Below are 20,459 nucleotides of genomic sequence, written 5' to 3'. Positions count from 1 at the left end.
CCGCCCCTCTTCCCGGCGAAGAGGGGCCGTTTTTATATCCCTTGCATGGTGCGAATTCTCGCCACATCCTCTCCCGGCGTCAGACCGAAATAGCGTTTAAACTCACGGCTGAACTGCGATGGACTTTCATAGCCAACGCGTATCGCCGCAGCACTGGCTTTCATGCCGTCATGCACCATCAGCATGCGCGCTTTGTGCAGACGGTAGCTCTTCAGGTACTGCAATGGCGAGGTGCTGGTCACTGACTTAAAGTTGTGGTGAAACGCAGAAACGCTCATGTTGGCTTCGGCGGCAAGCTGATCGACGCTCAGATTCTCCGTGTACTGGCTCTCAATGCGCTTCAGCACCCGGCTAATCAGGCTAAAGTGCGTCTGGCGGCTCACCAGCGCCAGCAGTGCACCACCGCGCGGCCCGGTCAGCACATGGTAAAGCATCTCGCGGATAATCTGTTTACCGAGAATACGCGCATCCAGCGGGCGCTCCATCACGTCCAGCAAGCGTTCGGCGGCGCACAGGATCTCTTCCGACAAGACCGCCGAGTTAATACCGCTCGCGGCGATATCGGGGCGAAAGAGTTCATCTTCGCCGATATCCATCAGCAGCTCCTGTAATTGCAGGATATCGACATTTAAGCGGAGCCCCGCCAATGGCACGTCCGGCGTGGCAAAGGTTTCACACTCAAACGGCAGCGGCACCGTCAGCAATAAATACTCGTTGGTGTCATAGCGAAAAACGCGCTCATTGATATAACCAATTTTATGACCGGAAAAGAGAAAAACGATCCCCGGAAGGTACATCACCGGCGTTCGGGTTCCCGGCTGAGTCCCGTACAGCAAACGGATATCCGGTAACAGTTCACTTAGCCTGTTTTCATTAACTTTCAGCGACTTAATCTTTTCTGTCAGCTGCAAACAAATCTCTTCGCGCTTCATTTTCCGCTACTCCGGCAAGGCTTTTTGACACATACAGTGTGCTCAGTTTTGTGTTTTTTCTCCAGTCAGAAAGAGAAACAGGCAAGACATTCGCAGGAATGTGCATTGAGAGAGACGCCGCCCACGCCCACAATAATCGCCATCAGGCAGACAGCTGCCGGACTATTTTTCACCCAATGAGAAGGGAACGAGCAATGAATAACTTTAATCTGCATACCCCTACCCGCATCCTGTTTGGTAAAGGCGCAATTGCCAACCTGCGTGAGCAAATCCCGGCGGATGCCCGCGTGTTGATTACCTATGGCGGCGGCAGCGTGAAGAAAAACGGTGTGCTGGACCAGGTTTACAGCGCACTGCAAGGTCTGGATGTCCGCGAATTCAGCGGCATTGAGCCAAACCCGACGTACGAAACCCTGATGAAGGCCGTAAAAATCGTGCAAGACGAAAACATCACGTTCTTGCTGGCGGTAGGCGGTGGTTCCGTACTGGATGGCACCAAATTTATCGCCGCAGCGGCGCAGTACGCAGACGGCATCGATCCGTGGCACATCCTGCAGACGCGGGGAAGTGACATCAAAAGCGCCATTCCGATGGGTTCCGTGCTGACGCTGCCAGCCACCGGTTCTGAATCCAACGCAGGCGCGGTGGTATCTCGTAAAGCAACCGGCGACAAACAGGCGTTCCACTCTGCTTTCGTGCAGCCCGTATTTGCGATCCTCGATCCGGTGTACACCTACACCCTGCCGCCGCGTCAGGTGGCGAATGGTGTGGTGGATGCCTTTGTGCATACCGTCGAGCAGTACGTTACCTATCCGGTGGACGGTAAAATTCAGGACCGTTTCGCCGAAGGTATTTTGCTGACACTGGTTGAAGAAGGCCCGAAAGCGTTGCAGGAGCCGGAAAACTACGACGTGCGCGCCAATGTGATGTGGGCGGCGACGCAGGCACTGAATGGTCTGATTGGCGCAGGCGTACCGCAGGACTGGGCAACACATATGCTCGGTCATGAACTCACCGCGATGCACGGTCTTGACCATGCGCAAACCCTGGCAGTTGTTCTGCCTGCACTGTGGAATGAAAAACGCGACACCAAGCATGCCAAACTGCTGCAATACGCTGAGCGCGTGTGGAACATCACTGAAGGCTCTGAAAACGAGCGTATCGATGCGGCCATTGAAGCGACGCGTAACTTCTTCGAACGTATGGGCGTGCCGACGCGTCTGTCGGGTTACGGCCTGGACGGCAGCTCTATTCCGGCGCTGTTGAGCAAGCTCGAAGAACACGGTATGACGCAACTCGGCGAACACCAGGATATTACGCTGGAAGTCAGTCGTCGCATCTACGAAGCCGCGCGCTAAGGCTCGTCTGACAACGGCTTTCGTTTTTGGTTTTTTCGACCACACTTAATGCACACCACCTTACCGGGCCTGTCCCGGTAAGCCTATTGAAAGGAGAAATGCATGACACATCCCACCGTGATTAAGCTTTCTGACGGCACGCTGATGCCGCAACTGGGTCTTGGCGTGTGGAAAGCGAGCAACGAGGAAGTGGTTACCGCGATTCATAAGGCACTGGATGTGGGGTATCGATCCATTGATACCGCCGCGGCCTATAAAAATGAAGAAGGCGTGGGCAAAGCGATTGCCAGTTCAGGCGTACCGCGCGATGAATTATTTATTACTACCAAGTTGTGGAACGACGATCAGCAGCGCCCGGCGCAAGCATTAAAAGAGAGCCTGAAAAAACTGCAGCTCGATCATGTCGATCTCTATCTGATGCACTGGCCGGTACCGGCCATCGATCATTATGTCGAAGCGTGGCAAGGGATGATCGCATTGCAGCAGCAGGGGCTGGTGAAAAGCATCGGCGTGTGCAACTTTCAGATCCCGCACCTGCAACGCCTGATGGATGAAACGAGCGTCGCGCCGGTGATTAACCAAATCGAGCTGCACCCGTTGATGCAACAGCGTCAGTTGCACGCCTGGAATGCAACGCACAAGATCCAGACCGAGTCCTGGAGCCCGTTGGCGCAGGGCGGCGAAGGGGTCTTCGATCAGAAAATCATCCGTTCGCTGGCGGATAAATACAGCAAAACGCCAGCGCAGGTGGTGATCCGCTGGCATCTCGATAGCGGGCTGGTGGTGATCCCGAAATCGGTCACGCCATCACGCATTGCCGAGAACTTTGATGTCTGGGATTTCCGCCTGGATAAAGACGAGCTGGCGGAAATCGCCAAACTGGATGCCGGTAAACGGCTGGGGCCAGACCCGGATCAGTTCGGCGGTTAAGCGCCCGTTGACCATAAAAAAATGCCCGGTGTGAACCGGGCATTTTTATGTTGGCTTAACGCACCCGCGTGGCTTTTTTCTTCGCCGGTGCAGCGTTTTTACCGTTGCTACGCTGGTGCACAATCGGCGTGTGTTTGGTCAGCGCTGGCTGTGACTGGCGGTTCTGACGGCGCGCTTCACGCATCTCGTCCAGCGTCGGTGCCGGTACCAGACATTCGCGGCGCGAGCCAATCAAATGCTTTTTACCCATCGCTTCCAGCGCCTGGCGCAGCAGCGGCCAGTTGGCCGGATCGTGGTAACGCAGCAGCGCTTTATGCAGACGGCGCTGTTTGTCCCCTTTCGGCACCACCACCTCTTCGCTCTTATAGTCGATTTTCGACAGCGGGTTTTTGCCGGTGTAATACATGGTCGTCGAGTTCGCCAGCGGCGAGGGATAGAAGTTCTGCACCTGGTCAAGACGGAAGCGGTGGCGCTTCAGCCACAGCGCCAGGTTCACCATATCTTCATCACGTGTACCGGGGTGCGCAGAGATAAAATAGGGGATCAGATACTGTTCTTTGCCCGCCTGTTTGGAATAGGTGTCGAACAACTGCTTAAAGCGGTCATAGCTGCCCATTCCCGGCTTCATCATCTTCGACAACGGCCCTTCTTCAGTATGCTCCGGGGCAATCTTCAGATACCCCCCCACGTGGTGCGTCGCCAGCTCTTTCACATAGCGCGGATCTTCAACGGCCAGATCGTAACGCACGCCAGAGGCAATCAGGATCTTTTTAATGCCTTTCAAATCACGGGCGCGACGATAGAGATCGATCGTCGGCTGGTGATTGGTATCCATATGCGGGCAGATCTCCGGGTAAACGCAAGAGAGTCGACGACAGGTCTGTTCCGCACGCGGCGATTTGCAGCGCAGCATATACATGTTTGCGGTCGGCCCGCCGAGGTCGGAAATCACCCCGGTAAAGCCCGGCACGCTATCGCGAATCGCTTCGATCTCGTTGATGATCGAATCTTCGGAACGGCTCTGAATGATACGGCCTTCATGCTCGGTGATGGAGCAGAAAGAGCAGCCGCCAAAACAGCCACGCATAATATTGATGGAGAAGCGGATCATCTCATACGCCGGGATACGGCTGTTGCCATACGCCGGGTGCGGCACGCGCTTATATGGCAGGGCAAACACGCTGTCCATCTCTTCGGTCGATAGCGGGATAGCCGGTGGGTTGATCCAGATGTAACGATCGCCGTGCTTTTGCATCAGCGCGCGGGCGCAGCCAGGGTTGGTTTCGTGGTGCAAAATACGTGACGCGTGGGCGTAGAGCACCTTATCGCTTTTCACCTTCTCAAAAGAAGGCAGCAGCACATAGGTTTTTTCCCACGGTTTCGGGCGCGGCGGCTGCACGGTCACACGTTTTGCTTCCTGCGCTTGCGGCTCTACGGGTTTGTTGTCCGCACAGGGTAAATCTTCGCCATAGGGATGCGGGATCGGGTCGATCTTACCCGGGGTGTCGAGGCGGGTGGAGTCCACCCCGCTCCAGCCCGGCAGCGCTTCTTTGACGATGATCGCGGTGTTACGCACATCGCGGATCTGCGCGATCGGCTCGCCTGCGGCCAGACGATGAGCCACTTCCACCAGCGGGCGCTCACCGTTGCCAAACATCAGCATATCGGCTTTGGCGTCAATCAGCACCGAGCGGCGCACGGTATCAGACCAGTAATCATAATGCGCGGTACGGCGCAGGCTGGCTTCAATACCGCCGAGGATCACCGGCACCTCTTTCCACGCTTCTTTACAGCGCTGGGTGTAGGCCAGCGTGGCGCGATCCGGACGCTTACCGGCGACGTTATCCGGGGTGTAGGCGTCGTCATGACGCAGCTTACGATCGGCGGTATAGCGGTTGATCATCGAATCCATGTTGCCAGCGGTCACGCCGAAGAACAGGTTCGGTTTGCCCAGGCGCATAAAGTCGTCTTTGCTGTTCCAGTCCGGCTGGGAAATGATGCCAACGCGAAACCCCTGCGCTTCCAGCATACGGCCGCAAATCGCCATCCCGAAACTGGGGTGATCGACATAAGCATCACCCGTCACCAGAATAATGTCGCAACTATCCCAGCCAAGTTGATCCATCTCTTCGCGCGACATCGGCAAAAACGGCGCAGGGCCGAAGCAGGCCGCCCAGTACTGGGGCCATGAGAAAAGGTCACGATCCGGTTGGATCAGGGATATTGCGCTCATCTTGCTTCCAAAAATGGTAAAAAAATAATCAAAGGGCGGCGATTATACGCCGTAATTTGACCGGAAATGAAGGAGGATTTTGTACAGGACAGCAGCCTGACAGGTAAAAACCTGGCAGGCTTACACATGTTACGGCGCCGGGTTCACCAGCAACTGCCCTACCGAACCGCGGTCGGTCATCTCCAGCGTCTGGCTTTGATACTGGAACGGGAAGTGCGGCCAGGAAGGCTGACCGAACCACACCAGCAGTTCCACCTGCCCGTCGATCCAGACTGTATCTTTCCAGCCCCGGTCTTCCGGGAATGGCATCGCGCCGTTAACGTTGCGCACCAAAAACATCACGCCTTCTATATGGAAGGATTGCGGCATCTCGGCGCGGACGGTCCAGCGCTCCCAGGTGCCTTGCTGGGTGGTGATATCGATCCGCTGCGGATCCCACAACTGCCCGTTAATGCCCGGATCGCTGCCCAGCGTGATATCCCGGCTGCGGGTTGGTGTGCCAGCCATAATCTCCGACGGTAGCAGGCGCATAGGCAGCGTGTCCGTCACCAGCGGCAGCAGCCCGGTTGGGCGCAACGTCAACACCAGCGTCGAGATCAGGATGCTGGAAGGCTCAAAGAAGCCGCGCACCCGATCCATCAGGGTTGCCGCTTCACCACAGGTGATCGACACTTCATCACCGTTGGTCATATCCACCAGCACCTCGCGGCGCTCCCCTGGCGCCAGCGACAGCTGCTTTACCGAGACCGGCGCGGGTAAAAAGCCCTGGTCTCCGGCAATCACATGCAGTGCGCGACCATCGCTCATTTGTAAGTGGTAGCGCCGGGAGTTCGAGGCATTTAACAGACGCAGGCGCACCCAGCCGCGGGAAACATCCACATACGGGCTTTGCGCGCCGTTCACCAACAGCGTATCACCGACAAAGCCGCCGCTACCGGGTTCGCTGTATTGCGGCGTGCCGAAATTATCCAGCCGTTTATCCTGAATAATGACCGGAAAATCATCCACGCCGTAGTGGTTCGGTATCGGTAACGACTTACTGATCTCGTCTTCCACCAGCCACATTCCCGCAAGGCCGTTATAGACCTGCTGCGCAGTGCGGTTCGGCGTATTGGCGTGATACCACAGCGTCCCGGCGTTCTGGCGAATAGGCAGCACCGGCGCCCAGTCGTTATTGGCGGTCATCATGCGCGCCGCGCCGCCAATCAGCGGCCCTGGCACCTGCAACCCGCTGACGGTCATTGCCACGTTCTCCGCCAGTCGGTTGCTATAAATCAGTTTTACGTCATCGCCGTTCCATACCCGGATCGTTGGCCCCAGATAACGCCCATTAATGCCGAAAACCTGGGCGCGCGTACCGGTCGTAAATGACCAGTGCGTACGTTGCAGGGTAAGAAACAGCGGTTGGCCGCGACGGGATTCAAACAGGGGAGGAACGGGCAGTTGCGGTTGTTGCCCGGCGGCATTTGCCCTCAGCGGCACCGCACCTGCACATAGCGCAACCCCGGATGCCTGAATAAACTGACGCCGACTGAGTGACATATTTGCTCCGTGTAACACTGACTCTTCGCCGCAAACATCACTGTCTGCGGACTTATTAACAACAAAAGGTTAAACCCGACCGGCGGCTTCGCGTTCTGCAACTTCTTTATCGAGTTCCTCGATTTTCTTTGCCATCACTTCACGGCAATGGGTCGCCAGCTCGCGCACCTGATCTTTACCAAACCGGGTGATATCAATGGGCGGCAGCATCTCAACGATCACCAACCCGTTACGCAGGCGGTTGAGATTAATTTTGTTTGAGGTCGTCGACACACACACCGGAATAATCGGCACACCGGCGGCAATCGCGGCGTGAAACGCCCCGGTTTTAAACGGCAGCAAACCGCGACCGCGGCTGCGGGTGCCTTCCGGAAACATCCAGATGGAAATATTGCGTTTCTGAATCTGCTTAACCACTTCGGCAATGGTGCCATGGGCTTTCGCACGGTTATTACGATCAATCAGCAGATTACCGGTCAGCCAGTAGAGCTGACCAAAAAAGGGGATCCACAGCAGGCTCTTTTTACCGACCGTCACCGTTGGCGGCAGCACAATGCTGGACGCAGTCACCATATCGAAGTTGTTCTGATGGTTCGCAATATAGATAGCGTTGCCGAACTGCTCAGCGCCCGGAGGCAGGCGGGTTTCAACTTTCAGCCCAAAAACCGGCGCCAGACGACCAAACATATGACCGAAGGTCGCAACATGTTTTGGATTACGCGGACTAAACAGGCAGTAAAGGGACCCGAATACGCACACCAGAATGGAATAAATAACAACGATGATTACGCGAAAAATGAATAGCATAGCGACCTCTGAAGCCCATACCTTTGAGCATTATATACACGCCAGCAGCACTACGCTGAGGCTGGCGGCGCCACGATGAGCCATCAACTGGCCTGGGCTTTGTGTTATGCGGCCTTTAAAAAAGCGTATTGTTAATCGCAATTGCCGAATTAACAACGCTTTTACGGGAAATTTTAATGTAGAAACGTGTCTCCATCAGGGGCGATGGAGACACGCTTATGTCGGTTACTCTTCGCTGTCGCCCGCCGTCGGACGAGAAGGCGCATCAATCTCAACGCGATCGATACGCTGCAAACCGCGCATCAGCGTCCCGCGGCGTCCGCGTTCACCCTGCACTTTTTGCAGCTCTTCAGGACGCAGCTTGATTTTGCGTTTGCCGACATGGATGGTTAACGTGCTCTGCGGCGGCAACAGGTAGAGGTGCGCAAGCCCGTCGGCGCCATTGGCTGCATCCGCAGACGGAATACCGATGATCTTGTTGCCTTTCCCTTTCGACAACTGCGGCAAATCGCTGACCGGGAACATCAGCATACGACCGGCGGTGGTGATGGCCAGCAGCATATCGTCATCGTTAACGATTTCCAGCGGCGGCATCACCCGCGCATTATCCGGCAGGCTGATCAGCGTTTTACCGGCACGGTTACGTGCGACTAAGTCGTTAAAGGTGCACACAAAACCGTAACCCGCATCCGACGCCATCAGCAGTTTCTGCTCATCGTTGCTCATTACCATATGTTCAACGGTCGCGCCCGGCGGCAGCGTCAGCTTACCGGTCAGCGGTTCGCCCTGACCACGTGCGGACGGCAGCGTAATCGGGTCAAGCGCGTAACTGCGCCCGGTGGAGTCAATAAACACCACCGGCTGGTTGCTCTTGCCTTTCGCCGACGCTTTCCAGCTATCCCCGGCTTTGTAACTCAGTCCCTGCGCGTCAATGTCGTGGCCTTTGGCGCTACGTACCCAGCCCATTTGCGACAGCACAATGGTCACCGGCTCAGACGGCTGCATATCGTGCTCGTTCATCGCTTTCGCTTCTTCGCGTTCATGCAGCGGAGAACGGCGATCGTCGCCGAAGGCATCTGCATCAGCCTGCAGCTCTTTCTTCAGCAAAGTGTTCATCTTGCGCTCGGAGGCAAGGATCGCTTGCAGGTGATCGCGCTCTTTTGCCAGATCGTCCTGCTCACCGCGGATCTTCATCTCTTCCAGTTTGGCGAGATGGCGCAGTTTTAACTCGAGGATCGCTTCCGCCTGCGTCTCACTGATGCCAAAGCGCGACATCAGCGCCGGCTTCGGTTCGTCCTCGGTACGGATAATCTCGATCACTTCGTCGATGTTGAGGAACGCCACCAGCAAACCTTCCAGGATATGCAGGCGCTTGAGGACTTTTTCCAGACGGTGATTCAGACGGCGGCGCACGGTATCGCGGCGGAACGCCAGCCATTCGGTGAGGATCTCCAGCAGATTTTTCACCGCCGGGCGACCATCCAGACCGATCATATTCAGGTTAATGCGATAGCTCTTTTCCAGATCGGTGGTAGCGAACAGATGGTTCATCACCTGCTCCATGTCCACGCGATTGGAGCGCGGGACGATCACCAGACGCGTCGGGTTTTCATGATCCGACTCGTCGCGCAGATCGTCGACCATCGGCAATTTTTTATTGCGCATCTGGGCGGCGATTTGCTCCAGCACACGCGCGCCGGAAACCTGGTGCGGCAGCGCCGTGATCACCACCGCGCCGTCCTCTTTTTTCCACACTGCGCGCATACGCACCGAGCCGCGACCATTCTGGTAAATTTTGCGGATCTCGGCGCGGGAGGTAATGATTTCCGCTTCGGTCGGGTAGTCCGGCCCCTGCACAATGTCCAGCAACTGGTCGAGCGTGGTTTTCGGCTGCTCGATCAGGGCGATAGCCGCGTTAGCGACCTCACGCAGGTTATGCGGCGGAATGTCCGTCGCCATCCCCACCGCAATCCCGGTGGTGCCGTTCAGCAGGATGTTCGGCAGGCGCGCAGGCAGCATTTTCGGCTCCTGCATCGTACCGTCGAAGTTCGGCACCCAGTCAACGGTGCCCTGGCCCAGTTCGCTCAGCAGCAAATCGGCATATTTCGACAGACGGGATTCGGTATAACGCATGGCGGCGAAGGACTTCGGATCGTCCGGCGCCCCCCAGTTGCCCTGCCCATCGACCAGCGGATAGCGGTAGGAGAACGGCTGCGCCATCAACACCATGGCTTCATAGCAGGCACTGTCGCCGTGCGGGTGGTATTTACCCAGGACGTCGCCCACGGTACGGGCGGATTTCTTGAATTTGGCGCTGGCGTTCAGCCCCAGTTCAGACATCGCGTAAACGATGCGGCGTTGAACAGGTTTCAGGCCATCACCGATAAACGGCAACGCACGATCCATGATGACGTACATGGAGTAGTTCAGGTATGCGTTTTCCGTAAATTCATGCAGCGCAAGGCGCTCTGCCATATCGCTCATTAATCGTGATTCCTCAACGTATGCGCCCGCCTGTACGGCGGCAATATTGCCGCAGATACTACCCTATCTGCGGCGAGGAGTCATAGTGATGAGCGATTTTTTCACGCGCGCCTGGCGCTTACTGGGCGACCTTGCTGATCTCTTTTACGTCGATTTCCACCGAGTTCCAGTCTTTATCCACTTCTCCCTGGATCTCCACCACATCCTGCGGCCCAACGGTCACACCATTCCAGCGTTTACGGTTGATATCCACATTGATGGTGCCGGTGGCATCTTTGAATAAATAGGTATCGTCGGAGACGCGCTCAACGATGTTCCCCCGCAACGTAACCCAGGCATCGTCACGCAGCGACTTCACGCTCTCAACGGTGGCTTTGCTGCCGTTCGGCCCGGTAAAGCCCCCGCTCTGCTGAGTGGCGCCAGGGCCAGTAAACCCACCCTGATTCGCGGCGAAAGCCGGGGCGGAACATAACGCGAATACGGCAATAATAGCGGCAGTCTTTTTCATTTTTTCTCTCCCTTTTCCTGTGGTTTGCGACCATTTAACCGGCCATTCCTTAACGACTTCTTAACGGGAAAAAAGATAATTTTTCGCTGTACATTGCCTGTCGCCAACGGGTTTACTGCCCATAACAGGGTGGTGAAAGGAGGCATTGTGCGCATTTTACTGATTGAAGATGACACGCTCATCGGCGACGGCATCAAAACCGGACTCAGCAAAAAGGGATTTAGCGTCGACTGGTTCACGGACGGCAAACAAGGGAAAGCGGCGCTGTTTACCGCACCTTATGACGCAGTGATCCTCGACTTAACGCTCCCCGGTATCGATGGCCTCGACATTCTGCGCGACTGGCGCGAACAACAACGCGCCGAACCGGTGCTGATCCTGACCGCCCGCGACGCCCTTAACCAGCGTGTGGAAGGCCTGCGCCTCGGAGCGGATGACTATTTGTGCAAACCCTTTGCGCTGATCGAAGTGGCCGCCCGGCTGGAGGCCCTGATTCGCCGTACGCATGGTCACACGCAAAGTACGCTGCGCCACGGCGACGTGACGCTGGATCCGGGCAGCCTGGTCGCCACGCTGAATGGTGAAACGCTGGCACTAAAACCGAAGGAGTTTGCCCTGCTGGAACTGTTACTGCGCAACGCCGGGCGCGTACTGCCACGTAAACTCATCGAAGAGAAGCTCTATAACTGGGATGACGATGTCACCAGCAATGCCGTGGAAGTGCATGTGCACCACTTGCGGCGCAAACTGGGCAGCCACTTTATCCGCACGGTTCACGGCATCGGTTACACCCTGGGAGAAGCATGAAACGCACCCGCCCGTTGAGTCTGCGCCTGCGCCTGACGCTACTGTTTTTACTGTTATCGATGGCGGCCTGGCTGTGCGCCAGCCTGGTTGCCTGGCAGCAGACCCGCGATAAGCTCGACAAGCTGTTCGACACCCAGCAAATGCTGTTCGCCAAGCGCCTGAGCGTCATGGAGTTTGAACAACTGCAAAGCGCCGCACCGCAGATCGCGAAGAAAAAGGTGAAACACGGCCATCTCGACGACGATGCGCTGGCGTTCGCCATCTATTCGACAGACGGCAAAATGCTGCTGCACGATGGCGAGAACGGCAAAGAGATTCCCTATAACTATCACCGCGAAGGGTTTGATAATGGCCACCTGCGCGATGATGACGACAAGTGGCGCTTTCTGTGGCTCACCGCTGAAGACAAGCGCTTTCGCATTGTTGTCGGTCAGGAGTGGGATTACCGCCAGGAGATGGCGCTGGAGATTATTACCTCGCAGCTCACGCCGTGGCTTGTCGCCCTGCCGTTGATGCTCATTCTGCTGGTTGTTCTTCTGAGTCTGGAGCTGCGCCCGCTGAAAAAACTGGCGCTGGCACTGCGCATTCGCGCGCCGGATCTCGCCGAGCCGTTACCTGCCGACGGTGTGCCCCGTGAAGTGCGCCCGTTAGTGGAGGCGCTGAACCAGCTCTTTGCCCGCACCCACACGATGATGCAGCGCGAGCGGCGTTTCACTTCCGATGCCGCCCATGAGCTGCGCAGTCCGCTGGCGGCGCTGAAAGTGCAGACCGACGTAGCCCAGCTTTCCGATGACGATCCCATTGATCGGCAAAAAGCGCTGGCTCAGTTACATGTGGGGATCGATCGCGCCGCCCGCCTGGTGGATCAGCTACTGACGCTGTCGCGACTCGACTCGCTGGATAATCTTGACGATCTCGAACCCGTCTCCCTGGCTGCACTGCTGCAATCGGCGGTGATGGATAACTACCATCCGGCGCAGCAGGCCGGGATTGACGTCCGTCTGCATCTGCATGACACCACCGTTAGCCGCCAGGGCCAGCCACTGTTACTCAGCCTGCTGGTACGTAATCTGCTGGACAATGCCATTCGTTACAGCCCGACGGGCAGTACCGTGGATGTCACGCTCGACGCGCAGTGTTTTAGCGTAAGGGATAATGGCCCCGGCATTCGCGAAGAGGCTCTGGCGCGCATTGGTGAGCGTTTCTATCGCCCGCCCGGCCAGAGCGAAACCGGCAGCGGGTTGGGCCTGTCGATTGTGCGGCGCATCGCCGGGCTGCATCACATGACGGTGACATTCGGTAATCATCCGCAGGGGGGATTTATCGCGCGGGTCAGTTGGTAGCGGCATTATTGCTGTGAAAGCAAAAGTCTTTGCACTTTTTGCCAATTTCACCGCACCGTCGTTCGGGATACCATGGCCCGCAAACGTATTTCGCTGAGGAAATCCCATGAGCAATATTCTGATTATCAATGGCGCGAAGCAATTCGCCCACTCAAAAGGTCAACTGAATGACACCCTGACCGAGGTCGCGGAAAGTTTTCTGCGCGACGCCGGGCATGATGTTCGCACCGTCCGCGCTGACGGCGAGTATGACGTAAAAGAAGAAGTGCAGAACTTCCTGTGGGCGGACACCATCATCTGGCAGATGCCAGGCTGGTGGATGGGCGCACCCTGGACGGTGAAAAAATATATGGACGATGTTTTCACCGAAGGCCACGGCGCACTCTACGCCAGCGATGGCCGCACCCGTTCCGACGCCTCGAAAAAATACGGTTCCGGCGGCCTGATTCAGGGCAAAACCTATATGTTGTCGCTGACCTGGAACGCGCCAATGGAAGCCTTTACCGAGAAAGAACAGTTCTTCCACGGTGTTGGCGTAGACGGCGTCTATCTGCCGTTTCACAAGGCAAATCAGTTCCTTGGTATGGACGCGCTGCCGACCTTTATCACCAATGATGTGATCAAAATGCCGGATGTCCCGCGTTATATCGCAGAATATCGCAAGCATCTGACGGAGATTTTTGCTTAACTGTGAAGCTGGACTTATAGGGAGTAGGTTAATCATGTTGACAGTAATTGCAGAAATCCGTACCCGTCCAGGGCAACATCATCGCCAGGCGGTTCTCGATCAGTTCGCGAAGATAGTGCCGGTTGTATTGCAGGAAGAAGGATGTCATGGCTATGCGCCGCTGGTGGATCACGCCGCGAACGTGAGCTTTCAAACCACCGCACCGGACTCCATCATGATGGTGGAAGTATGGGAAAGCGTGGCGCACCTTGAAGCCCATCTGCAAACGCCGCATATGAAAGCGTGGAGCGAAGCAGTAAAAGGCGATGTGCTGGAAACCCATATCCGTATTCTGGAAGCGGGTCTCTGAGTGTTGTCTTCCCCTCTCCCTGCCGGGAGAGGGAAGTGTTACCTACCAGTAGAGTTTCCAGCTTTGCGAAAACCGCGCCAGCGCCTCCACATAGAAATAATCCCCCCAGCTACAGCACTCATCCACCCCTTTATTGCTCGCCAGATGGTAAACCGAATGCTTGAGCAACCCGGTAGTGGCCTCGTTTTTCCCCGCCAGGTAGTGTTTGCCTAACGATGACATGATCTGCATAGCCCACTGCTGATAACGCGCGCGATCCGGATCGGTCACTGGCAGGTGCTTAATCAGCTCCAGCAAACCACACACGGCAATCGCGGCCGACGAGGAGTCCCGCAGCGCGTCGGTGCCGACCAGCGCCAAATCCCAATGGCAGACCGCATCGTCCGGTAAGCGGTTGAGGAAATAGTTAGCCAGCCGTTTCGACAGCGCCACCATCTCGCGGTCGCCGGTATAAATGAAACTCAACAGAAAACCGTAGATCCCCCACGCCTGACCGCGCGACCAGCATGAGTCATCCGCATAGCCTTGCTGCGTATTGCCGTAGCGCGGTGCACCGGTTTTCACGTCCATATAGTAAGTATGGAAGGTGGATGCATCTTCGCGGATCAGGTATTTCGCCGCCTGCTGCACGTGGGCCACAGCCGCGTCGGCAAAACGCCGATCCCCGGTTTGCTCCGTTGCCCAATAGAGCAGCGGCAGGTTCATGTTGCAGTCGATGATCATGCGACCGGCCTGCTCCGGATCCGCGAGATCGCCCCACGCCTGGATGATCTGCGCCTTTTGATGGAAGCGTTCCAACAGTGCTTCCGCCGCCAGCAACGCAAAACCTCGCGCGTCCCGATTGCCGGTCAACCGCCAGCCCGCCACGCAGGAGAGCGTGTATAAAAAGCCCAAATCGTGAGTGTTAGTATCATGACGCCCGGCGATGCGCACGCCGAAAGAGCGCACATGCCGCTCCGCCAGCGCACGAAAGGGTTCCTCACCGCTCATCTCCCACGCCAGCCATAATTGCCCGGTCCAGAAACTGGTGGTCCACTCGATATTATCGGTTAACGGATAATATCCCTGCACGCAGGTTTCGGCGGGGAACTTATCTCCGAATTCCGTTAAATGACGGCGAATCAGTTCAAGGGTATGCGCCCGCGCGGTCTCCAGTTCATCTTTAAATGTCTGCGCATCAATCGTAGCGCCTGGATAATCGCGTAGCGTTTCCTCAACGATTTTACTTAACATATTTCGGTTCCTTCTTTTTACAGATAATTAGCGCAGCCATTAACGCGTCATATTATTACGGGCAATATCCAGCGAACCGCTCTGCCGCCATTTGCTCTGGCAAGCGGATAACGTAAACAGCGAGACAAGCGTAAACAACAGCGCAATCCCGCCCATAATGATGTAGGTATTTTCAAAACCGATGCGGTCATACAAAATCCCGGCGGGCGAGGAAACCACCACGTTACCAACATACAGCATGGCCTGATAACCAAGTAAATACATGGTCGCATTCACGCGTTTATCAAAATGCTCAGCGATATATTTAAATACCGACACCAGCAGCAGGCAGATTTCCAGGCCGTACAGCGGTTTTAATACTGAAATCAGCAGATGCGATTCGCACAGCCCGGAGATGATTAACCGCGCCCCCACCACCATGCCGACAATCAGCAACCCACGCTTAGCGCCAATAAAATTCACAAACAGCGGGATCACCATATACATAATGAACTCCATGCCGGACTGCACCGTTCCCAGATAACCAAAGACGGCGTTGCCCTGATGGACATCCTCAAAGAAGGTCACGAAATAGCGGGAGAACTGCTGTTCGGCGATAAACATCATCCATGCCACACCGGCTACATACAGGCAGAACGCCCAGAATTTGCGGTTACGCAGCAGCGCATAGACATCCGCCGGGACGATTTTCTCTTTGGTCAGCACCTCATCGGCATGGGTGGAGTGGACATTCACTTTCAGGCTTAACAACACCGCCAGCATTATCAGCGAAGCGACCGATCCCATCATAAAGTTATAAGCTGGCGAGAGGTTAAACAGCAGGCCGGAAAACGAGGATGCCACCGCCCAGCCAAGCGACCCCCACATGCGAATCTGACCAAATTCCATACCGTTTAAACGGCTGTAGCGATCGGTATAAGACTCGCAGGCGGCCACTCCCGCATACCAGGCAAAACTTAAATAGATTGCCCCGACAATAATCCCCAGCAACGTATTCGACATTAATAACGGCTGGTAAACATAAATAAAGAACGGTGCCATTAATGCCGACATCAGCACCACAAAATAGAGCAGATATTTGCTCATGCCGATTTTATCGAGGATATAGCCGTAAATCGGTTTCAGGATCACTGAGAAAATACCGTTCACGGCAAAGACCGTACCGATGACCGTGCCGCTCAGGTTGGCTTTTTGTCCTAACCAGATAGCCAGCAGACCAATACTGGCTGACCAGGTAAAGAAATAGAGAAAAATAAATGTGCTGATTTTGTAATATTCAGTTTTCTGGTTGATGGCTGTCTTTTCCATACTATCCTCGGCGAAAGCATGTAGGGTTCAGAGTTCGGCATCCGGTGATAACCGGGAATTAAAAGGTAATGATGTGTTTTGCTTTTCCGGCCTGGTGAATAACCAGCGCCTGTTCTTCTCTGTGCAGTTGCGGTATGCAGGAATTAAATGCCCCTTCAGAGGCGGCGGCCTGCACCGCGCACGCCAGCCAGTGGCGGCCTGGGGGGATATCGCCCTGCAACACCGGGATCGCCGCGCAGGGAGCAAACATAATGCTGCTGTTCGGCGGTGTGACCACGCTGTCCGCCTGACGCATAACGGTGCTGGCCAGTGGGAAAATCGCGCTGATGCCATTTTCCGCCACCACCAGGCTCCCGCCCTCTTCGCCGCGATGCGCGGCTTTCAGCACCGCGAAACCGCCCTCCACGCTCTGCAAATGGCGGGCGGAGTCAATACGGTGTACCCGCACGTGCCAGTCGCCATAGGGAATCAGCCAGGTGGCAATATGCACGTCATGCCACGGTGACCAGCGGGAGAAAATGGCCTGTTCGCTGACCACCACCTCTTCACATTCCCGGCGGCCGCGGAAATAGTTATCGCCGTCGCTGAGCAGCAACATGGAGTCACAGGCGGCGTGTTTAATGCCATAACGCCCGCGTTCAATGGTGAAGCCAAACAGGCTTGAATAGGCAAATTTGGTGTATTTCGCCTCGGTATTGACGTAATTGTTCAGCTCAAGCTGCCCGGACGCGAGCATCCAGACATGCCGCGCGTGGTCACTGTGCACCAGGATTTGCCCGGCGTGCGGCAGGGTTCGCTGCGCGGTCCGCTCCGGCAAGGGTAATTCTTCGGCACACCAGAACGGGTGCGCGGCGGGCAGCGCCAGAATGAGAAAGACTTTTAACGCCCAGTACGGCGAACCCGGTGAGTTGTAGTCTTCGCACATCGCCAGGTTAGGGTAGGCAAAACCCAGCGTCAGAATGCCGTCGCGGTCAAAAATCGGCTGTTTTTGCCACCAGCGCAGATGGCGCAATATCACCCCTTTCACCACGCCAGCCGGAAAAACATCCAGCCCGGAGAACGCCACGGCGCTCCAGAAAGCGACCATCGCAAAACGGTACGTCAGGCTGCGCCCATAAGGGACGCACTCGCCTCCCGCGGCCGACATCGAAATAAAATCCTGCGCAAACAGGCGCGCCCGTTCGCGGATAATGCCTGCCCGCACGGGGTCGTCATCGCCATTCAGCGTGGCGTAAACCAGGCCGTAAAAATGGAACGCCATCGGGATGTAGTAATCTTTCGGCCGGCCTGGACCATCGGAATACCAGCCGTCGCCCAGATAATAAGCGTCCATCATCGCAAAACGGTGTTCAATCGCCGCCGCATCCCAGGGGAGTCCCGCACGTTTAAAGCCCAGTTGCACCATGATGGCGAAGAAATGCCAGTTGCTGTCGGGCATCTCTGCATCGGTGATCTGGTTAAGCCAGCGATGCAGGTTATGCACTTCGCGTTCGCTAAAGCTTGCGGTGAGCGTGTCGCCCAGCAGCGCCAGACCGAGGCCATAGGCGGCCATTTCCACCAGTCGCTGATCGTAAGGCCCGGTTTCGCCCCAGTAGCCCTCGCTCTGCGGATCGGTGCCGCGCTTTATCGCCGCCAGGTATTTCGGGCTAAACGGTTCGGCATCACCCCCCGCCATCAACGGGAACAGCCCCCATAATGCCCGCGACAATCCCTCCATCTCTGCAATATCGGTAGGGTAATGGGCGCTGGTGTTGCCCAGCGAAAAGCGGGATTCTCCCGCCGGAAACTGGCGATCCAGCGCGCTCAGCATCGTGTTCAGCGCGGCGACCACGTCGTCGCGGGATGACAATGGATTTGATGTTTTCACTTCCGCCGTCTGCATAGGTTGCTCTCCCTTGGGTGTGGCTGAAGGATAGTGAATCTACGAGAAGGGGAAATGTTAGCCTGGTCACACCGCCGGAATTTGCCTGAAACCGCTATTGAGAAAATTTAAAACCGTGGTTTATAACTAGATTCATCCGGGTAAAAATTGAGAACAGTTGCACTATGAACGACAACTGGCAGGCAGAGCGCCTTGAGCTGATCACCCTGAATGACGCCATCGTGTCGTTCAGTCGGCTTTTCGCCAATACCGTGCGTTACCACCACTGGCATCAGTGTCTGGAAGTGCTGTACGTCGAAGAGGGTTTTGGCGTGGTGATTGTCGATAACCGCCAGTACACCATGCGCCCCGGTCGGCTGTTTTTCTTCCCGCCCTTTACCATTCATAAAGTGATGGTGGATGAGCAGGCGCAGGATCGTTATCGCCGCACCATCATTCATGTCGATCACCATGCGGTGCTCAAACAGCTGCGCAATTTCCCCCATAACCACAGCCGGTTACAGCGTCTTTCACTGCGTGGCGGCGCGGCGGTGGTGATGGATGCCGCCGATATTCACCCGCATATCGATCACCTGTTTAGCTGTTATGCCAGGCTTGCCGCCTGCGCCAGCCTGACGGGCGAGCAGGTCGCCTGCCTGTTACTTAACCTGCTGGGCATGTTGCCGGAAGCCAACGAAGAGTTACCGGAAGAGCGCAGCGGCATTGCCACGCCGGTGATGTTCTGGCTGGAGGAAAACTACCGGCAAAAATTCAGTCTCGACAGGCTGTCGCAGGAGCTGGGCAAGTCCCGTAGCTATGTCTCGCGCCGTTTCCATTTCGAAACCGGTGAGCATATTCATCAATACCTGAACACCATCCGCCTGCGAAAAGCCTGTGATTACCTGTTGCACAGCGCGCGCAGCATCAGCGAGATTGCCGATGACGTCGGTTTTTCCGATGTGACCTACTTTATCAGCGCGTTTAAGAAGGGCATCGGTGAAACGCCGCTACAGTACCGTAAAAATCACCCGACGCCGCCGCGCTGACTGTTGCCCCTGGCGCGGTTTTGCTATGGTGATGCTCTGATAACTTCACCGGAAAAAGCATATGGAACGGCTGGATTGCGATCGCATGTTTGTGGCGGTAATGGAAACCGGCAGCTTTACCGGCGCGGCACAACGCTGCGGCACCAGTCACGGTCAGGCTTCTAAGCTGATCTCCCGCCTGGAGCATGAACTGGGCGTTAACCTGCTGCGCCGCAGCACCCGCTCGCTTACCCCCACCGAGGTGGGACAGGCCTATTACGAGCGCATTCGCCAGTTACTGACCGACTATGACGCTCTCAATGATTCGGTACGCAACATAGCCAATGCCCCTTCCGGCCTGCTGCGCATCTCTGCGCCCGTCACCTTTGGTACGTCGCAACTGACGCCGCATCTGGTGGCGTTCGCCCGTCGTTATCCGGACATTGAGCTGGATGTCAGCTTTGCCGACCGGCTGGTCAGCGTGGTGGATGAAGGCTTTGATCTGGCGTTACGCATCGGCAGCCTGACGGACAGCAGCCTGGTAGCACGCCGTTTGTGTGCAATACGCAATGTGGTGGTGGCATCGCCGGACTACCTGGCCCGCCACGGTGAACCGTCGCACTGGCAGCAACTCGACCAACACAGCCTGATTGTCGATACCAACTTTCGTGACCCCTGGCACTGGCCGTTTATTGACGCGCAGCAGCAGCTACACGCCCAGCCCGTGCGCGGGCGCATGAAGTTCTCCAATGCCGAAGTCTGTCTTGAAGCAGCCTGTGCCGGGCTGGGTATTGCGCGGATACCGGTTTTTGTGGCCGGGAAAGCGCTGAAAGCACAGCGCGTAAAACCGCTGCTGAGCGCCTATGAAGCACCGCCGCTGGCGCTGTTCGCCGTTTACCCTCCGGCCCGCTACCTGGCGCAGAAGTCCCGCGTGCTGATCGACTTTCTGGTGGAATCCTTCTCGCCGCAGCCCGCATGGGAACAGGGGTGGTGATAATTTCCATATTGGAAATAAACATGCCTGTTCTGAGCGGATAATCATCGATATGGA

17 protein-coding genes are annotated in these 20,459 nt (G+C 56.3%); 8 read left to right on the top strand and 9 right to left on the bottom strand.

Annotated features, from left to right (window positions below; translation table 11 throughout):
* Positions 1–32: 32 nt before the first annotated feature.
* A complete protein-coding gene (locus tag ACQ3G7_RS19900; protein WP_263099289.1) occupies positions 33–932 on the bottom strand; it encodes an AraC family transcriptional regulator in 900 nt (299 codons plus the stop codon).
* Between the two features lie 194 nt (positions 933–1,126).
* On the opposite strand from ACQ3G7_RS19900, the gene yqhD reads away from it, so the two are divergent.
* A complete protein-coding gene (gene yqhD / locus ACQ3G7_RS19895; protein WP_430891518.1) occupies positions 1,127–2,290 on the top strand; it encodes an alcohol dehydrogenase in 1,164 nt (387 codons plus the stop codon).
* 102 nt (positions 2,291–2,392) lie between these two features.
* Positions 2,393–3,220 (top strand): 2,5-didehydrogluconate reductase DkgA, encoded by an 828-nt coding sequence (gene dkgA / locus ACQ3G7_RS19890; RefSeq protein WP_430891516.1) that lies wholly within the window; start codon positions 2,393–2,395, stop codon positions 3,218–3,220.
* A 55-nt stretch (positions 3,221–3,275) separates the two neighbouring features.
* Here dkgA and ACQ3G7_RS19885 read toward each other — a convergent pair whose 3' ends face one another.
* The 5 genes from ACQ3G7_RS19885 to ACQ3G7_RS19865 all read right to left on the bottom strand — a co-directional run bounded on the left by ACQ3G7_RS19885 (position 3,276) and on the right by ACQ3G7_RS19865 (position 10,794).
* Positions 3,276–5,453, bottom strand: coding sequence for a YgiQ family radical SAM protein (locus ACQ3G7_RS19885; RefSeq protein ID WP_430891514.1), 2,178 nt, complete (start codon positions 5,451–5,453; stop codon positions 3,276–3,278).
* A gap of 129 nt (positions 5,454–5,582) precedes the next feature.
* Positions 5,583–6,995, bottom strand: a complete 1,413-nt coding sequence (gene ftsP / locus ACQ3G7_RS19880; RefSeq protein WP_430891512.1) for a cell division protein FtsP — start codon at positions 6,993–6,995, stop codon at positions 5,583–5,585.
* 69 nt (positions 6,996–7,064) lie between these two features.
* Complete coding sequence (gene plsC, locus ACQ3G7_RS19875; protein WP_263099284.1) at positions 7,065–7,802, bottom strand: 1-acylglycerol-3-phosphate O-acyltransferase; 738 nt, start codon at positions 7,800–7,802, stop codon at positions 7,065–7,067.
* A 225-nt stretch (positions 7,803–8,027) separates the two neighbouring features.
* Positions 8,028–10,286: a DNA topoisomerase IV subunit A gene (parC, locus tag ACQ3G7_RS19870; RefSeq protein ID WP_430891510.1), complete on the bottom strand. Its 2,259-nt coding sequence runs from the start codon at positions 10,284–10,286 to the stop codon at positions 8,028–8,030.
* A 118-nt stretch (positions 10,287–10,404) separates the two neighbouring features.
* Positions 10,405–10,794, bottom strand: coding sequence for a YgiW/YdeI family stress tolerance OB fold protein (locus ACQ3G7_RS19865; protein ID WP_430891508.1), 390 nt, complete (start codon positions 10,792–10,794; stop codon positions 10,405–10,407).
* Between the two features lie 147 nt (positions 10,795–10,941).
* Here ACQ3G7_RS19865 and qseB point away from each other — a divergent pair, with 147 nt between their 5' ends.
* The 4 genes from qseB (at position 10,942) to ACQ3G7_RS19845 (ending at position 13,981) form a co-directional block, all read left to right on the top strand.
* On the top strand, positions 10,942–11,601 hold the full coding sequence (gene qseB / locus ACQ3G7_RS19860) for a quorum sensing response regulator transcription factor QseB (RefSeq protein WP_430891506.1): 660 nt from the start codon (positions 10,942–10,944) through the stop codon (positions 11,599–11,601).
* Positions 11,598–12,944 (top strand): quorum sensing histidine kinase QseC, encoded by a 1,347-nt coding sequence (gene qseC / locus ACQ3G7_RS19855; RefSeq protein WP_430891504.1) that lies wholly within the window; start codon positions 11,598–11,600, stop codon positions 12,942–12,944. Before qseB ends, qseC begins: the two co-directional genes overlap by 4 nt.
* A gap of 106 nt (positions 12,945–13,050) precedes the next feature.
* The gene (locus ACQ3G7_RS19850) at positions 13,051–13,632 is read left to right on the top strand and encodes an NAD(P)H-dependent oxidoreductase (RefSeq protein WP_263099279.1); all 582 of its coding nucleotides are present in this window, start codon (positions 13,051–13,053) and stop codon (positions 13,630–13,632) included.
* 34 nt (positions 13,633–13,666) lie between these two features.
* Positions 13,667–13,981, top strand: a complete 315-nt coding sequence (locus ACQ3G7_RS19845) for a putative quinol monooxygenase (RefSeq protein ID WP_061493131.1) — start codon at positions 13,667–13,669, stop codon at positions 13,979–13,981.
* A gap of 42 nt (positions 13,982–14,023) precedes the next feature.
* Here ACQ3G7_RS19845 and ACQ3G7_RS19840 read toward each other — a convergent pair whose 3' ends face one another.
* Genes ACQ3G7_RS19840 through ACQ3G7_RS19830 form a run of 3 tightly spaced genes read right to left on the bottom strand, consistent with a single transcriptional unit; the run spans position 14,024 to position 18,404 of the window.
* Positions 14,024–15,214 (bottom strand): glycoside hydrolase family 88 protein, encoded by a 1,191-nt coding sequence (locus tag ACQ3G7_RS19840; protein WP_430891501.1) that lies wholly within the window; start codon positions 15,212–15,214, stop codon positions 14,024–14,026.
* A 39-nt stretch (positions 15,215–15,253) separates the two neighbouring features.
* A complete protein-coding gene (locus tag ACQ3G7_RS19835) occupies positions 15,254–16,522 on the bottom strand; it encodes an oligosaccharide MFS transporter (protein ID WP_430891499.1) in 1,269 nt (422 codons plus the stop codon).
* A gap of 58 nt (positions 16,523–16,580) precedes the next feature.
* Positions 16,581–18,404 (bottom strand): DUF2264 domain-containing protein, encoded by a 1,824-nt coding sequence (locus ACQ3G7_RS19830; protein ID WP_430891497.1) that lies wholly within the window; start codon positions 18,402–18,404, stop codon positions 16,581–16,583.
* 164 nt (positions 18,405–18,568) lie between these two features.
* Between ACQ3G7_RS19830 and ACQ3G7_RS19825 the strand changes: the two genes are divergently transcribed.
* Both ACQ3G7_RS19825 and ACQ3G7_RS19820 read left to right on the top strand, forming a co-directional pair.
* On the top strand, positions 18,569–19,429 hold the full coding sequence (locus tag ACQ3G7_RS19825) for a helix-turn-helix transcriptional regulator (protein ID WP_430891495.1): 861 nt from the start codon (positions 18,569–18,571) through the stop codon (positions 19,427–19,429).
* A 61-nt stretch (positions 19,430–19,490) separates the two neighbouring features.
* A complete protein-coding gene (locus tag ACQ3G7_RS19820; protein WP_430891493.1) occupies positions 19,491–20,402 on the top strand; it encodes a LysR family transcriptional regulator in 912 nt (303 codons plus the stop codon).
* Positions 20,403–20,459 lie beyond the last annotated feature (57 nt).

The organism is Kosakonia sp. N21 (assembly GCF_050587465.1).
In the GTDB taxonomy this organism is placed as follows: domain Bacteria; phylum Pseudomonadota; class Gammaproteobacteria; order Enterobacterales; family Enterobacteriaceae.
The sequence above is the reverse complement of the archived record's forward strand: the minus strand, read 5'-3'. Positions and strand labels throughout refer to the sequence as shown.

Excerpts from the sequence above, each read along its gene's own strand:
- ACQ3G7_RS19840 (WP_430891501.1), bottom strand. The coding sequence starts at position 15,214 with ATGTTAAGTAAAATCGTTGAGGAAACGCTACGCGATTATCCAGGCGCT.
- qseC (WP_430891504.1), top strand. The coding sequence starts at position 11,598 with ATGAAACGCACCCGCCCGTTGAGTCTGCGCCTGCGCCTGACGCTACTG.
- ACQ3G7_RS19850 (WP_263099279.1), top strand. The coding sequence starts at position 13,051 with ATGAGCAATATTCTGATTATCAATGGCGCGAAGCAATTCGCCCACTCA.
- dkgA (WP_430891516.1), top strand. The coding sequence starts at position 2,393 with ATGACACATCCCACCGTGATTAAGCTTTCTGACGGCACGCTGATGCCG.
- ACQ3G7_RS19830 (WP_430891497.1), bottom strand. The coding sequence starts at position 18,404 with ATGCAGACGGCGGAAGTGAAAACATCAAATCCATTGTCATCCCGCGAC.
- parC (WP_430891510.1), bottom strand. The coding sequence starts at position 10,286 with ATGAGCGATATGGCAGAGCGCCTTGCGCTGCATGAATTTACGGAAAAC.
- ACQ3G7_RS19845 (WP_061493131.1), top strand. The coding sequence starts at position 13,667 with ATGTTGACAGTAATTGCAGAAATCCGTACCCGTCCAGGGCAACATCAT.
- ACQ3G7_RS19885 (WP_430891514.1), bottom strand. The coding sequence starts at position 5,453 with ATGAGCGCAATATCCCTGATCCAACCGGATCGTGACCTTTTCTCATGG.
- ACQ3G7_RS19825 (WP_430891495.1), top strand. The coding sequence starts at position 18,569 with ATGAACGACAACTGGCAGGCAGAGCGCCTTGAGCTGATCACCCTGAAT.
- ACQ3G7_RS19865 (WP_430891508.1), bottom strand. The coding sequence starts at position 10,794 with ATGAAAAAGACTGCCGCTATTATTGCCGTATTCGCGTTATGTTCCGCC.
- plsC (WP_263099284.1), bottom strand. The coding sequence starts at position 7,802 with ATGCTATTCATTTTTCGCGTAATCATCGTTGTTATTTATTCCATTCTG.
- ACQ3G7_RS19835 (WP_430891499.1), bottom strand. The coding sequence starts at position 16,522 with ATGGAAAAGACAGCCATCAACCAGAAAACTGAATATTACAAAATCAGC.
- ACQ3G7_RS19900 (WP_263099289.1), bottom strand. The coding sequence starts at position 932 with ATGAAGCGCGAAGAGATTTGTTTGCAGCTGACAGAAAAGATTAAGTCG.
- yqhD (WP_430891518.1), top strand. The coding sequence starts at position 1,127 with ATGAATAACTTTAATCTGCATACCCCTACCCGCATCCTGTTTGGTAAA.
- ftsP (WP_430891512.1), bottom strand. The coding sequence starts at position 6,995 with ATGTCACTCAGTCGGCGTCAGTTTATTCAGGCATCCGGGGTTGCGCTA.
- ACQ3G7_RS19820 (WP_430891493.1), top strand. The coding sequence starts at position 19,491 with ATGGAACGGCTGGATTGCGATCGCATGTTTGTGGCGGTAATGGAAACC.